A 13767-nucleotide genomic window follows, 5' to 3' on the forward strand; every position below is an offset into this window, starting at 1 on the left:
CCCGGTATGGTCTTCCGCATGGCTGAGCAGCGGAGCTTCGACCTGGTCCTCCTCGGCGCGACCGGCTTCACCGGCGGGCTGACCGCCGAGTACCTCGCACGGCGCATGCCGGAGGGAGGGCGCTGGGCACTCGCCGGGCGCAACCGGGACCGGCTCGAAGCGGTCCGGCGGCGCCTCGGGGCGAAGTGGGAGTCGTTGCCGCTACTGGAGGCCGACGTGGCAGATCCGGTGTCGCTGCGGGAACTGGCGGGGAAGACGAAGGTCGTCGCGACGACGGTCGGGCCCTACCTCGCCCACGGCGAACCGCTCGTGGCCGCCTGCGCCGAAGCGGGCACGGACTACCTGGACCTGTGTGGTGAACCGGAGTTCTTCGACCGGATGTACCTGCGCCACCACGCGACGGCCGAGCGCACCGGCGCACGGCTCGTCCACGCCTGCGGGTTCGACTCGATCCCGCACGACCTCGGCGTGTTCTACACCGTCAAGCAGTTGCCGGAGGGCGTGCCGCTGCGGATCTCGGGGTCGGTGAGCACGAACGCGACGTTCTCCGGCGGCACGTACGCCTCGGCGCTGGGCGTGTTCGCCCGGCCGCTGCCGATGGTCCGCGCGGCACGCGAGCGGGCCGCCGCGGAGGGCAGGCCGGCGGGACGCCGTGTGCACAGTGGACCGGGTTCGCTCCACCGCGACGCGGAAACCGGGCGCTGGCTGGTGCCGCTGCCGACGATCGACCCGAAGGTGGTGGCGCTGTCCGCACGGCTGTTGCCCGCGTACGGCCCGGATTTCCGCTACCGGCACCACGCGGCGTTCCGGCACCTGTCCTCAGTGGTGGGAGCGACGGCGGGCCTCGGCGCGCTCGCGGCACTGGCCCAGGTGCCCCCGGCCAGGAAGGCGCTTTCCGGACTGCGCTCCCCCGGCAGCGGCCCGGGCGAGGAACGCCGGGCCCGGTCGCGGTTCACGGCGCGGTTCGTCGGCGAGGGCGGCGGCAGGCGGGTGGTGACCGAAGTGTGCGGCGGCGATCCCGGTTACGACGAAACGGCGAAGATGCTCGGCGAATCCGCCCTGTGCCTTGCCTTCGACGACCTGCCCCCGACGTCCGGTCAGGTCACGACGGCCGCCGCGATGGGCGACGCGTTGCTGGGCAGGCTCGTGGACGCCGGGCTGGTGTTCCGCGTCGTGTGATCACCGGCGTGGCAACGGGTGCAGCTCGACGTCGCGCAACCGTCCCTTCGCGATCGTGGCGGTCAGGTACGTGCAGACGGGCTGGCGGCGGCGGTCGGTGGGCGAGCCGGGGTTGAGCAGGCGGAGACCGTTGTCCGCCACCGTGTCCCACGGGATGTGGCTGTGCCCGAACACCAGCACGTCGGTGTCCGGGAAGGCGGCCGCGCACCGCTGCTCGCGCCCCTTCGCCGCGCCGGTCTCGTGCACCACCGCCAGCCGCACGCCGTCCAGCTCCTCGCGGGCGATCTCCGGCAGGCGTTTCCGCAGCTCAGGGCCGTCGTTGTTGCCGTAGACACCGATCAGGCGGCGGCTGCGGGCCGCGAGTTCGTCGAGTAGAGCGACCTCCACCCAATCACCCGCATGGATGACAACGTCAGCCTTGTCCACGGCCTGCCAGACCTCCTCCGGCAGAACGCGGGCGCGTTTGGGCACGTGGGTGTCGGCGAGGAGCAGAAGGCGCATGTCCCACCTGTACACACCCGCTTTTCCGGGCGCCACCGGGCGCCCGTAACCTTCATCCCTGTTGTCCGGATTCCGCCGCCCACCTCAGGGGAAGGTGACCCTTTGCCGCAGGAACCCGTGTGGCCCACGGCCGACGCCGAGCAGACCGACTACCTCGAACCCGTCACGGAGATCATCCCGCCCGCCACGCCGAAGCGGCCGCGGCGCGCGCTCAAGCGCGCCGCCGTCATCGCCGGCTCGGTGCTGGGTGTCCTCGTCGCGCTCTACGCGGTCGACCTGCTGGTGAGCCAGGGCAACGTGCCGCGCGGCGTCACGGTGGCGGGAGTGGACGTCGGCGGGCTCAAGCGCGCGGAGGCCGAGGAACGCCTGCGGGCGCAGATCGAGCCGCGCCTGGTCAAGCCGGTGGCCGTGCGGGCGGGCGACGTCGACACGACGATCGACCCGGCGCGCGCGGGGCTGAGCCTCGACTGGCCGTCCACTTTGGACCAGGCTGGCGACCAGCCGCTCAACCCGTTCACCCGGATCGGTTCGTTCTTCACCAGCCGCGAGGTCGGCGTGGTCACCCAGGCCGACAAGGCGCAGCTGGTCAACACGCTGCAGAACCTCCGCGCCCAGGTCGACCGGGAACCCACCGAGGGCGGCATCCGGTTCGAGGGCGCGACCCCGGTCGCGGTCGAGCCGAAGCAGGGCCAGCAGCTCCAGGTCGACGACGCGGCGATCGCCGTGCTGGCGGACTGGGCGTCGGGGCACCCGGTGACGTTGCCGGTGCGGCAGACGCCGGTCGCCGTGTCGCCGGAGGCCGTGCAGACCGCGCTCACCCAGCTGGCGCAGCCCGCGGTGTCCGGCCCGGTCGTGATCCACGGCGACGGCAAGGACGCCACCGTCAAACCCGAGGCGATCGCGGCGGCGCTGCGGTTCGAACCCGCCGACGGCGGCACGCTCGCGATGAAGGTGGACAACGCCAAGATCGTCGAGGCCGCCGGCCCGCAGCTGAAGTCCACCGAGAAGCAGGGCAAGGACGCGCAGATCGTGTTCTCCGGCGGGCAGCCCACCGTCGAGGAGTCCGTGGACGGCCGGGGCGTGGACTGGAACCCGACCCTGGAACCGCTGCCGGAGCTGCTCAAGCGCACCGGCCAGCGCGAGCTGACCGCGAAGTACGTGGACACCCCCGCGAAGGTCACCACCGAGCAGGCGAACCAGCTCGGCATCAAGGAGGTCATCGGCGAGTTCACCACCGGTGGGTTCGCGGCGGACTCCGGCGTCAACATCCGCACGGTCGCGCAGAAGGTCAACGGCGCCATCGTGAAGCCGGGCGACACCTTCAGCCTCAACGGTTTCACCGGACCGCGCGGCGCCGCGCAGGGCTACGTCGAGGCCGGCGTGATCGAGAACGGCGCGCCCGCGCGCGAGGTGGGCGGCGGGATCTCGCAGTTCGCCACGACGCTCTACAACGCCGCGTACTTCGCCGGGCTGAAGGACGCCGGGCACAAGGAGCACAGCTACTACATCAGCCGCTACCCCGCCGCCCGCGAGGCGACCGTGTTCCAGAACCCGGACGGCTCCAGCGTCATCGACCTGAAGTTCACCAACGACTCACCGACCGGGGTGGCCATCCAGACCATCTGGACCCCGTCGTCGATCACCGTGAAGCTGTGGGGCACGAAGCGGTACACCGTCGAGTCCGTGCCGGGCGAGCGCGTCAACTTCGTCGACCCCACGCCGAAGCCGGGGCCGCCGCAGAACTGCCACGCCTCCAACGGCTCGCCCGGGTTCACCACGTCGGACACCCGGATCCTCCGCGACGCGGCGACCGGGCGTGAGGTGCGGCGCGACAAGCGCACCGTGCACTACAACCCGCAGCCGAAGATCATCTGCGGCGGATGACCGCGAGCCGCGCCTCGACGCCGTCGAGGCAGCGCTCGATGGCGTAGTCGAACAGGTTGTGGTCGGCGTGCTGCTCGGGGTTGGTCACGAGGGTGTGCAGCCAGGCGCTCATCGTGGCCAGCCCGGGCCTCGACTGGTCGTCGACGTGCCGCGTCCAGCGGGCGGCGTCGCGCGCGTAGTCCTCGCTGTTGCGGCGGTGCTCGTCCTCGACCGAGATGAAGTGGCAGATGATGTTGGCGAGGAAGCGGTAGACCTGGGCGCTCTCGTCGCCGAACCCGCCCTGCTGCAGGATGCGGACGCCGCGGTCGATGGACGGGCCCGCCGCCTCCGGGGACAGCCCGTGCACGGCGATCCGCCTCGCGACGCCGGGGAACCGCGTCAGCACGGCGCGCATCTCCGTGGCGAGCGCGGCGAACCACTCACGCCACGGCAGGCCCTCCGGCGGCACGGCGACCATGCCCACGACGCGGTCCACCACCGCGCTCACGACGGCCTCGCGGTCACCGACGTGGTGGTAGATGACCGCGGGGTAGGCCTGCACCGCGCCCGCGAGCTGGCGCAGCGTCCAGCTCTCCAGGCCCTGGCTGGCGGCCAGGTCGAGGGCCGCGGCGATGATCCCGTCCGGGGTGACGGCAGGCAGGCCGGCGGCATCCCGGGAACGGGGCCTGCCGGGGACCGCAGCTGAGTTCGCCATGGGGTTCACCCTAGCTGGCCGCCCCCCGTTACTGGCAGGCTGCCAGTTTCTCCCGGGGTGTCCTACCCTGGGCGGAAAAACCCGGTGGCCAGATGGGTTCGGGCATGCCAGGGTGAGGTGTTCGCGCGTTTTCCCAGGAGGCTGCCATGCCCGAGACCCCGTCCTCTTCCGGTTCCCCGGAGGACGACCAGAAGCGCAAGTTCCGGGAGGCGCTGGAACGCAAGCAGGCGGCGAGCCGCGCCGGTGCCCAGCACGAGCACGGCGGCGGCAAGGGGCAGCACGCACACGGCCCGGCGGCCGCGAAGCGCACCTTCCGGCGGAAGTCGGGGTGACCGGGGGTCGGTGAGGCTGTCCGGGGGGTCGGCTGTCCGGGGAGCGGTGAGGCCGTCCGGGGAGCGGCTGTGGCCGGGCTCGGGGCTTGGCCGGGGCTCGGGGTGGCGGTGCCTTGGCTGCGTAGCGGCGGAGCCGCTATGGCGGCGCGGTGCGGCGACGGGTCGCTGCGGAACCGCTGAGGCGGCGCAGGGTCGCGGGTTGGCAGCGGTGGCTGTCCTGCCGGATCCAGCGATGGCACCGCGGCGCCGGGCTGGCGGTAGCGCCGCGTGGAATCGGAGCCGCCAGGAGGCGGTCGCGGCGGCGGAGCCGTCGCCGGATGGCCGCGGCGGTAGGGCCGCGCCCTGGATCGCGGTGAAGGCTGCGCCTCCGCCGGGTCGCTGGCGGCAGAGTCGCCGCGGGACGGCCGCGATATTCGAACCACCGCCCGATGGCCGCGGTCACGGAGCCGCCCGGTGGCGGTGGTGGCGAAGTCGCCTCGGGACGGCCGCGGCCGCTGAGCAGCCATGCGGATGGCCGTAGTCGCGGAACCGCCCGGTCGCGGAGTGGCCAAGTCGCCACGGGGCAGCAACGGCCCGCGGAGCTGCTGCCGGATAGCCGCGGTCACGGAACCGCCCGGTCGCGGAATGGCCAAGTCGCCACGGGGCGGCCATGGATGCGGAGCCGCCGGATGCGCGGTAGCGGAGCCGCCCGGTGGCGGAGGCCGCGGAACCGCCCGGTCGCAGAGGCCCCAACCCGCCCCCGGGAGGCGGCCACCCGAGCCCCCGCAGGCGAACCGCCGGAGGGTGGCCCGCCCGGGGGGACGGGCCACCGAGCCAGCCGCCTACGCGGGCGTGAGGATCGACCGCAGGCGGCCGACCTCCGCCATGCGCCGTTCCGCCAGGCGGTCGGCCGCCGTGGCCGGGGGGACGCCTTCCGCCTCTGCCAGGGCGAAGACCGCCTTCGTGGTGTCGTAGATCGCGCTCGCCTTGCGCTGGGCCCTCGCGAAGTCGAAGCCGTGCAGCTCGTCACTCACCTGGATGACTCCGCCGGCGTTCACGAGGTAGTCGGGCGCGTACAGGATCCCGCGCTCCTCGAGCACCTTCTCGATGTCCGGGTGCGCCAGCTGGTTGTTCGCCGCCCCGCAGACGACCTCCGCCCGCAGCTCGGGCACGGTCTCGTCGTTGAGGGCGCCGCCCAGCGCGCACGGGGCGAACACGTCCAGCTGCGACCGGACCAGCTCGTCGGCGTTCGCCGCGACCTCGACCTCCGGGTGTGCCGCCCGGACCCGCTCGATCGCCGCCGCCGAGACGTCGCTGATCACGACCCGTGCGCCCGCCTCGACGAGGTGCCCCACGAGCAGGTGCCCGACCTTGCCGACCCCCGACACGCCCACGCGCCGCCCCGCCAGCTCCGGCGACCCCCAGCGGTGGTCGGCGCAGGCCCGCATGCCCTGGAAGACCCCGAACGCGGTCAGCACCGATGAGTCGCCGGCGCCGCCGTCGTCCGTGGAACGACCGGTGACGAACCGGGTCTCCTTCGCGACCACGTCCATGTCCGCGACGTAGGTGCCCACGTCGCACGCCGTGATGTAGCGCCCGGCCAGCGACTGGACGAACCGGCCGTACGCCCGCAGCAGCGCCTCGGACTTCGCCGTCGCCGGGTCGCCGATGATCACGGCCTTGCCGCCGCCCAGATCGAGCCCCGCGAGCGCGTTCTTGTAGGCCATGCCCTTCGACAGCGCCAGCACGTCGGCCAGCGCGTCGTCCTCGGAGGCGTACGGGTAGAACCGCGTCCCGCCGAGCGCGGGCCCCAGCGCAGTGGAGTAGATGGCGATGATGGCCTTCAGGCCGGACGCCCGGTCCTGACAGAACACGACCTGCTCATGACCGCTTTCGCGGCCGAAAACCCCTTCGGTCAAGGTGGCTCCTCGGGTGGGCGGCCCCCGCTTGTGGCGACGACCGGTTTCGGTTGTGGTGAGCCGGCTGGGAAGGTCGTTCCCCGGCCCAGCAGCAACATAGCGCTCCAGCAGCCACGCGACTAGAGATCGCGCCGAACGGCCCACAGCTCGGGGAACAGCGGCCGGAACAACGTCGAGCGCAGGTACTCCGCCCCCGACGAGCCGCCCGTGCCCGCCTTGTCGCCGATCGTGCGCTCGACCATCTTCACGTGCCGGTAGCGCCACTCCTGCAGGCCTTCGTCGAGGTCGACGAGGTGCTCGGCGACGACCGCCGCGCCCTCGTCGTCGGCATAGACGCGCAGGAGGTCGCCGTCGTAGCCCTGGGTCTTGAGGTACGACTGGAACGACTCCCACAGCGAGGGCCGCGCCATCGCCTCGACGATGCGGCGCCGCCCCGGGTCGTCCTCCGGGTAGTGCGCGAACGCGCCCTCGTCCCGGCGGCCCAGCACCACCTCCAGCTCGCGGAACTGCGCGGACTGGAACCCGCTGGACGCGTCGAGCCGGGCGCGGAAGCTCGTGAACTGGCTCGGTGTCATCGTCTCCAGCACGTCGATCTGGGCGACCACGACCTTGAGCACCGTCAGCACCCGGCGGAGCGTGCGGATGGCGCGGGCGGTGTCCCCCGCTTCGAGCCGTTGCTGCAGGTAGGCCAGCTCGTGCAGCAGCTGCTTGAACCACAGCTCGTACACCTGGTGGATGACGATGAACAACATCTCGTCGTGCTCGGTGGAGCGCGGGCGCTGCGCGGCGAGGACCTCGTCGAGCGCGAGGTAGGAGGTGTAGGTCAAAGCGGCGTCATCGGACATGCCGCCAGGCTAGAGCCGCGCCACCCGCCGAGGACGGCACCGACCACCACCTCAGGCCAGCGCCGCGGTCACGTCCAGCTCCACCAGCTGCCCGGGAAAGCCGAGGCAGGCTACGCCGAGGAGCGTGCTCGCGGTGCTGAACGCACGGCCCAGCGCGGATCCCGTGAGCCGGTCCCAGACCGCGGAGAGGTCCGCCCGCTCGCCGCTCGCCACGTAGATCACCGTGCGCACGACGTCGTCCGGGGTCGCACCGGCGTCTTCGAGTGCGGTGAGGGTGTTGGCGACGACCTGGTCGGTCTGCCCGGGCAGCGTGGGCGGGATCGTACCGTCCGGCGCGAGCGGGCACTGCCCGGCGAGGAACACGAGGCGACGGGCCTCGACGACGGTGACGTGGTGGTAGCCCGGAGTGGCGTGCAGCCCCTCGGGATTGCGGCGTTCAATGGGCACGAGGACCAGCCTGGCACGGGAGGCGCGATGCGCAGGACGATCGACTGGGCAGACGGCGCGATCGAGATCCTCGACCAGTGCGCGCTGCCGCACGAGGTGCGGGTGCTGCGCCTGACCACCGTGGACGAGCTGATCGCCGCGATCCGCAGGCTCGCCGTGCGCGGGGCGCCCGCGCTGGGAGCCGCTGGGGCGCTCGGGACAGCGCTTTCCGCCCTGCGCCACAGGGACGAGGACGCCGTGCGGGCGGACGCGAAACGGCTCGCCGACGCGCGGCCGACCGCCGTGAACCTCGGGTGGGGGGTGCGGCGTGCGCTGAACCGGTTGCCGGAGGGTCCGCAATTCGTGCTCGAAGAGGCAATGGCCGTGCTCGACGAGGACGAACGGGTGAATCGGAAAGCGTCCGAACGGGCGGCCGAATTCCTGCTCGACCGTTGTGCGCGCCGTCCGCTGCGGTTGCTCACGCACTGCAACGCGGGCCGGCTGGCCACCGTCGGTTGGGGGACCGCGCTCGGCGTGGTCTGGCACCTCCAGGCCGCCGGGCAGCTGGAGTACGTCTTCGCCGACGAGACCCGGCCGCTGCTGCAGGGCGCCCGGTTGACGGCCTGGGAACTGGGCGAAGCCGGTGTGCCGTACCGCCTGCTGCCCGACTCGGCGGCGGCCTCGGCGATCGCCCGCGGGCTGGTGGACGCCGTGGTCGTGGGCGCGGACCGGATCGCCGCGAACGGGGACGTCGCGAACAAGGTCGGCACCTACCCGCTGGCGCTCGCGGCCGCGCGGCACGGGATTCCGTTCGTCGTGGTCGCCCCGATGTCCACAGTGGACTCCCAGGTCCCCTCGGGCGACGGGATCGTCGTCGAGGAGCGGGCGGCCGAGGAGGTCACGCACGTCGCCGGGCGGCCCGTCGCCCCGCCCGATGCGGCGGTCTTCAACCCCGCTTTCGACGTGACCCCGGCCGATCTCGTGACCGCGATCGCCACGGAAGACGGGTTTTTCCCGTTAGAGTGATTTGCCCGTTTACCGACGAAGTATGGAAATCCGACTTTCCCGCTCGTTACATTTTTTTCCTTCCCCTGGCTCGTTTTCGGATCTAATCTCTGCGCAGTTCCACCTGCTACGTCAAGAGGGGAAGTCCCCAGTGCGAAGAGCTCTGACCCTGTTCGTTTCGCTCGCCCTCGCGGGCGGCGCGGCCGTCGCGGCACCCGCCGTGGCCAGCGCGCAGGGACGCGCGGTGATCCCGCTGTCCCACCCCGACTGGGCCACGCCCCAGTCGAAGGTCGCCGACGCCGCCCCGTCCTCGAAGCTCAGTTTCCGCGTCTACCTGTCGATGCGCGACCAGGCGGGCGCCGAGGCCGCGGCTCAGGCCGTGAGCGACCCGTCGAGCAAGACCTACCGCCAGTACCTCAGCCCCGACCAGGTCCGCGACCGGTTCGCGGCCACGGACGCGACCGTGAAGTCGGTGCGCGACTGGCTGGCCGGCAGCGGCTTCGCCATCGGCGACGTGCCGTCGAACAAGGCGTACGTCGAGGCCAGCGGTACCGCCGACCAGGTGGAGAAGGCGTTCAGCGTCGACCTGGCCAAGTACAAGGTCGACGGCCAGGTGCTGCGTGCCGCCGACAAGGAGCTGTCGGTGCCCGCCGCGCTGGCGAACCAGGTGCTCGGCGTCGTCGGCGTCGACCAGGCCACCCAGCTGCTCAAGCCCGACCACACCGACGGCACCCCGAGCGACGTGCCGCCGTCGGACGGCTTCCGCAACGCGCGCCCGTGCAGCGCCTACTACGGCGAGAAGGTCGACACGACCGACCCGGCCTACGGCGGCAAGGTCCTGCCGTACGCGCCGTGCGGCTACACCCCGGCGCAGCTGCGCTCGGCCTACGGGCTGGACAAGGTCGGCGCGAACGGCAGCGGCACCACCGTCGCGATCGTGGACGCCTTCGCCTCCCCCACCCTGTACGCCGACGCCGCCGAGTACGCGCGGCGCAACGACCCGGCGCACCCGCTGCTGCGTTCGCAGTTCTCCGAGAAGATCTTCCCGACCAACCCGGAGATGGAGCCGCCGGACCAGTGCGACGCCGCCGGCTGGTACGGCGAGCAGACGCTGGACGTCGAGGCCGTGCACGCCATGGCGCCCGGCGCCAAGATCCTCTACGTCGGCAGCGCCGACTGCCAGGACGCTTCGCTGGACGAGGCGCTGAACTGGATCGTCTCGAACCACAGCGCCGACATCATCAGCAACTCCTACGGTGACACCGGCGAGGACATCCCCGCCTCCGAGGTGCGGGTCTGGAACCAGATCGCGGTCCAGGCCGCGATCGAGGGCATCGGCGTCTACTTCTCCTCCGGTGACAACGGAGACGAGGTCGCGCGGCTGGGCACCCCGTCGGCCGACTTCCCCGCCTCCGACTCGTGGGTGACCGCCGTCGGCGGCACGAGCCTCGCGATCGGCAAGAACGGCCAGAAGCTGTTCGAGACCGGCTGGGAGACCGGCAAGAGCACGCTGACCAACGGCGCGTACGTGCCCGGCCCGCCCGGGGCGTACACCAGCGGTTCCGGTGGCGGCACGAGTGTCCTGTTCGACCAGCCCTTCTACCAGAAGGGGATCGTGCCGGACGCGCTGTCCACGCAGAACCAGCACGGCAAGGCCAAGGGCCGCGTCGTGCCGGACATCTCGACGGTCGGTGACCCCAACACCGGCTTCCTGGTCGGGCAGACGCAGACCTTCCCGGACGGCGTGTACTACGACCAGTACCGCATCGGCGGCACGAGCCTGTCGTCGCCGCTGCTCGCCGGGATCGTCGCGGTGTCGGACAGCCTGGCGCACTTCCACCACGGGTTCCTCAACCCGCTGGCCTACCAGATCGCCTCGCGCACGCCGGCCATCACCGACGTCAAGCACGTCGACGCCGCCGTGACCCGGGTCGACTACGCCAACTCGGTGGACGCGTCGGGCGGCCTGATCACCTCGGTGCGGACGTTGGACTACCCGAACCTGACGATCCACACCACCGGCGGCTACGACAACGTCACCGGCCTCGGTTCGCCGAACGGCCTGGCGTTCCTGCTGCTGCCGTAACGCGCACCACGGGAAAGCCCGGTCTCCTCACGTGAGGGGACCGGGCTTTTTCTTTCGCCGCAGGCCGACCGCGCCGTCGCTGCGGGTGGCAGCCACGTCCCTCCGCGTCAGCGCAAGGCTTTCCGGATCAGCTGGGCGAGGTGGACCGCGCGGCGGTCCGACTGCTGGGCGATCTGCGTGCGGCAGCTGAAGCCGTCCGAGACGACCACGGTGTCCGGGGCGGCTTCCCGGATCGCGGGCAGCATGCGGTCCTCGGCCACGGCGACCGACACGTCGTAGTGGCCGCGCTCGAAACCGAAGTTGCCCGCCAGCCCGCAGCATCCCGAGTCCAAAGTGGAGTTCCGGATCCCCGCACGGGCCATCAGCCGTTCGTCCGCGGTGAAGCCCAGTTCCGCGTGCTGGTGGCAGTGCACCTGGGTGACCGCGTCGAGGTCGAGGTCCCGCAGCGGCAGGTCGGCGTCGGCGAGCAGCTCGGCGAACGTGCGGGTGCGGCTCGCCAGCAGCGCGGCCGTCTCGTCCCCCGGCAGCAGGTGCCCGAGGTCGCCGCGGAACAACGCCGTGCAGCTGGGTTCGAGGCCCACCACCTCGTACCCGGCGTCGAGGTACGGCTTGAGCACCGACAACGTGTGCCGAAGCACGCGCTTGGCCACGCCGAGCTGCCCGGTGGACATCCATGTCAGTCCACAACAGACATTCTGTTTCGGGACCACGACGTCGAAACCGGCCGCTTCGAGCACCTCGGTCGCCGCGTGCAGGACGTCCGGGGTGAGGTAGTTGTTGAAGGAATCGGGCCACAGCACCACCCGCTTGCCACCACCGGAGGTCCGCTTGTGGGAGCGGGTGAACGGCCGCGTGGCGAACTCCGGCAGATCCCGCTCCGGAGCCAGCCCGCCCAGCCGTTTCACGAGTGCGGCCACCCGTGGTCGGCGCAGCAGCGCGTTCAGCAGGCGCGGGGCGAGCGCCGAGAACCGCAGCCACAGCGGCAGCCAGCCCATCGAGTAGTGCGACAGGGGCCGCAGCCTGCCCTTGTAGTGCTGGTGCTGGAACTCCGCCTTGTACGTCGCCATGTCGACATCGACCGGGCAGTCCGACAGGCAGCCCTTGCACGACAGGCACAGGTCGAGCGCGTCCCGCACCTCCTCCGAGCGCCAGCCGCCGGTGATCAGCTCCCCGTTGATCATCTCGGCGAGCAGGTGCGCGCGCCCGCGCGTGGAGTGCTTCTCCTCGCGCGTGGCGCGGTAGCTCGGACACATCACGCCGCCACCGCTGGTGTTGCGGCACTTGCCGACGCCGACGCACCGGCGCATCGCCTCGGCGAAACTGCCGTGGTCGTGCGGATAACCCAGCGCCACGGGGATTTTCGCCTCACGCACCCGCAGGTCGGCATCGACGGCACGCGGGCGGACGAGGATGCCCGGGTTCATCCGGTCGTCCGGGTCGAAGATCGCCTTGAACCGCTCGAACAACGCCATCATCTCGGGGCTGTACATGCGCGGCAGCAGTTCCGAGCGTGCCTGCCCGTCGCCGTGCTCGCCGGACAACGAACCCCCGTGTGCGGCGACCAAGTCCGCCGCGTCCTCCAGGAACGAGCGGAAGTTCGCCTTGCCCGGCTGGGAAAGCAGGTCGAAGTCGATGCGCATGTGCAGGCAGCCCTCGCCGTAGTGCCCGTACACCACGGTCTTGCGGCCGTGCCGGGCCAGCAGCTGCTTGAACTCCCGCAGGTACGAGCCGAGCCGCTCCGGCGGCACCGCCGCGTCCTCCCAGCCGGGCCACGCCTCCGAGCCATCGGCCATGCGCGTCGCGAGCCCGGCGCCCTCCTCGCGGATCCGCCACAACCGCCGCTGCGCCGCGGGGTCCGTGTGCACGACGTGCGGACGGCCCAGGTCGCGCGCCAGTCCGGCGGCCCGCTCCCGCGCCTCGTCGAGCGTGTCGCCAGTCAGCTCGACCAGCAGCCAGGCGCGGCCGTCAGGCAGGTCATCACCGCCGGAGGAGGTGAGCTTGACGAGCTCGACGTCCAGGCCCTCCACGGTGAGCGGCTTGCGCTCCAGGATCGCGGGCACGGCGTCGGCGGCGTCGATGTCCGAGGCGAAGCCGAACACGGCGAGCGCCTTGTGCTTCGGCAGTTCGACGAGCCGGAGCGTCGCGTCGAGCACGGTCACGCACGTGCCCTCGCTGCCGACCAGCGCGCGGGCGACGTTGAACCCGTTCTCCGGCAACAGGTGTTCCAGCCCGTACCCCGACACGCGGCGGCCCCACGCCGAGAGTTCCTTGCGCAGCAGGGCGAGGTTGCCGTCCACCAGGTCACGCAGCTCGCGGTACACGCGCCCCTCGGTGCCCGGCAGCGCGGCGCGGCGGTCCGCCTCCTGCCGGGACGTCGGCCCGACCGTCATCCTCGTGCCGTCGTAGAGCAGGACTTCGAGGCTTTCCACGTTGTCGGCCGTGCGGCCCCACGCGACGGAGTGCGAGCCGCACGCGTTGTTGCCGATCATGCCGCCGATCGTGCAGCGGCTGTGCGTCGAGGGATCCGGCCCGAACCGGAGCCCGTGCGGAGCGGCGACGGCCTGCAGGTCGTCGAGGACGGTGCCCGGGGCGACGCGGGCGGTTCGTGCCGCCACGTCCAGTTCCCGCACGCCGGCGAAGTACCGCGAGCTGTCCAGGACCAGGCCGGGACCGCACGCGTTGCCCGCGATGCTGGTGCCGCCACCCCGCGCGATCACGGGCGCGCCGGTCTCGCGGCACGCGGCCACGGCGGCCACTACGTCGTCTGCCGTGCGGGGCAGGACGACGCCGAGCGGCGCGTGCCGGTAGTTGGAGGCGTCGGTGGTGTAGAGCGCGAGGGCCCCCGGGTCGAAGGCCGCGTCCTGCTCGCTCAGAAGCTTCCGAAGGGTGTCGCGCACGCCCCCATTGTGCCGCCTGG

Annotated in this window: 11 protein-coding genes; 5 read left to right on the forward strand and 6 right to left on the reverse strand. The window is 72.0% G+C overall.

Annotation, left to right across the window (positions count from 1 at the left end; genetic code table 11):
* Positions 1 to 18 precede the first annotated feature (18 nt).
* Entirely contained in the window at positions 19 to 1179 is a 1161-nt protein-coding gene (locus tag ABFX51_RS10720) for a saccharopine dehydrogenase family protein (RefSeq protein ID WP_346053618.1), read from the forward strand.
* Here the strand turns inward: ABFX51_RS10720 and ABFX51_RS10725 are convergent, their stop codons facing one another.
* A complete protein-coding gene (locus ABFX51_RS10725; protein WP_346053619.1) occupies positions 1180 to 1680 on the reverse strand; it encodes a metallophosphoesterase family protein in 501 nt (166 codons plus the stop codon).
* Between the two features lie 102 nt (positions 1681 to 1782).
* Here ABFX51_RS10725 and ABFX51_RS10730 point away from each other — a divergent pair, with 102 nt between their 5' ends.
* Positions 1783 to 3564 carry a VanW family protein gene (locus ABFX51_RS10730; protein ID WP_091504554.1) on the forward strand — a complete coding sequence of 594 codons (1782 nt, stop codon included), beginning with the start codon at positions 1783 to 1785 and terminating at the stop codon, positions 3562 to 3564.
* Here the strand turns inward: ABFX51_RS10730 and ABFX51_RS10735 are convergent.
* Positions 3548 to 4258 (reverse strand): TetR/AcrR family transcriptional regulator C-terminal domain-containing protein, encoded by a 711-nt coding sequence (locus ABFX51_RS10735; RefSeq protein WP_091504555.1) that lies wholly within the window; start codon positions 4256 to 4258, stop codon positions 3548 to 3550. The genes ABFX51_RS10730 and ABFX51_RS10735 overlap by 17 nt on opposite strands.
* Positions 4259 to 4404: 146 nt before the next feature.
* Between ABFX51_RS10735 and ABFX51_RS10740 the strand changes: the two genes are divergently transcribed.
* Positions 4405 to 4590: a DUF5302 domain-containing protein gene (locus ABFX51_RS10740; protein ID WP_091504556.1), complete on the forward strand. Its 186-nt coding sequence runs from the start codon at positions 4405 to 4407 to the stop codon at positions 4588 to 4590.
* An 821-nt stretch (positions 4591 to 5411) separates the two neighbouring features.
* Here ABFX51_RS10740 and ABFX51_RS10745 read toward each other — a convergent pair.
* The 3 genes from ABFX51_RS10745 to ABFX51_RS10755 all read right to left on the reverse strand — a co-directional run bounded on the left by ABFX51_RS10745 (position 5412) and on the right by ABFX51_RS10755 (position 7780).
* Positions 5412 to 6488 carry a Glu/Leu/Phe/Val family dehydrogenase gene (locus ABFX51_RS10745; protein WP_346053620.1) on the reverse strand — a complete coding sequence of 359 codons (1077 nt, stop codon included), beginning with the start codon at positions 6486 to 6488 and terminating at the stop codon, positions 5412 to 5414.
* A 119-nt stretch (positions 6489 to 6607) separates the two neighbouring features.
* Positions 6608 to 7333 carry a tryptophan 2,3-dioxygenase gene (locus ABFX51_RS10750; protein ID WP_091504558.1) on the reverse strand — a complete coding sequence of 242 codons (726 nt, stop codon included), beginning with the start codon at positions 7331 to 7333 and terminating at the stop codon, positions 6608 to 6610.
* Between the two features lie 51 nt (positions 7334 to 7384).
* On the reverse strand, positions 7385 to 7780 hold the full coding sequence (locus tag ABFX51_RS10755) for a RidA family protein (RefSeq protein WP_091504559.1): 396 nt from the start codon (positions 7778 to 7780) through the stop codon (positions 7385 to 7387).
* A 27-nt stretch (positions 7781 to 7807) separates the two neighbouring features.
* Here ABFX51_RS10755 and mtnA point away from each other — a divergent pair, with 27 nt between their 5' ends.
* Together mtnA and ABFX51_RS10765 are read left to right on the forward strand one after the other, a co-directional pair.
* Positions 7808 to 8785, forward strand: coding sequence for an S-methyl-5-thioribose-1-phosphate isomerase (gene mtnA, locus ABFX51_RS10760; protein ID WP_091504560.1), 978 nt, complete (start codon positions 7808 to 7810; stop codon positions 8783 to 8785).
* A gap of 130 nt (positions 8786 to 8915) precedes the next feature.
* Entirely contained in the window at positions 8916 to 10850 is a 1935-nt protein-coding gene (locus tag ABFX51_RS10765) for a S53 family peptidase (RefSeq protein WP_091504561.1), read from the forward strand.
* Between the two features lie 107 nt (positions 10851 to 10957).
* On the opposite strand, the gene ABFX51_RS10770 is transcribed toward ABFX51_RS10765, so the two are convergent.
* Positions 10958 to 13747: an FAD-binding and (Fe-S)-binding domain-containing protein gene (locus tag ABFX51_RS10770; protein WP_346053621.1), complete on the reverse strand. Its 2790-nt coding sequence runs from the start codon at positions 13745 to 13747 to the stop codon at positions 10958 to 10960.
* Positions 13748 to 13767: the final 20 nt, after the last annotated feature.

Origin of the sequence: Amycolatopsis dongchuanensis, assembly GCF_039542405.1 — a bacterium.
GTDB lineage: Bacteria > Actinomycetota > Actinomycetes > Mycobacteriales > Pseudonocardiaceae > Amycolatopsis_E > Amycolatopsis_E sacchari.

Bases quoted from the DNA above. Each gene is read 5' to 3' on its own strand.
- mtnA (WP_091504560.1), top strand. From the start codon at position 7,808: ATGCGCAGGACGATCGACTGGGCAGACGGCGCGATCGAGATCCTCGAC.
- ABFX51_RS10720 (WP_346053618.1), top strand. From the start codon at position 19: ATGGCTGAGCAGCGGAGCTTCGACCTGGTCCTCCTCGGCGCGACCGGC.
- ABFX51_RS10735 (WP_091504555.1), bottom strand. From the start codon at position 4,258: ATGGCGAACTCAGCTGCGGTCCCCGGCAGGCCCCGTTCCCGGGATGCC.
- ABFX51_RS10740 (WP_091504556.1), top strand. From the start codon at position 4,405: ATGCCCGAGACCCCGTCCTCTTCCGGTTCCCCGGAGGACGACCAGAAG.
- ABFX51_RS10750 (WP_091504558.1), bottom strand. From the start codon at position 7,333: ATGTCCGATGACGCCGCTTTGACCTACACCTCCTACCTCGCGCTCGAC.
- ABFX51_RS10725 (WP_346053619.1), bottom strand. From the start codon at position 1,680: ATGCGCCTTCTGCTCCTCGCCGACACCCACGTGCCCAAACGCGCCCGC.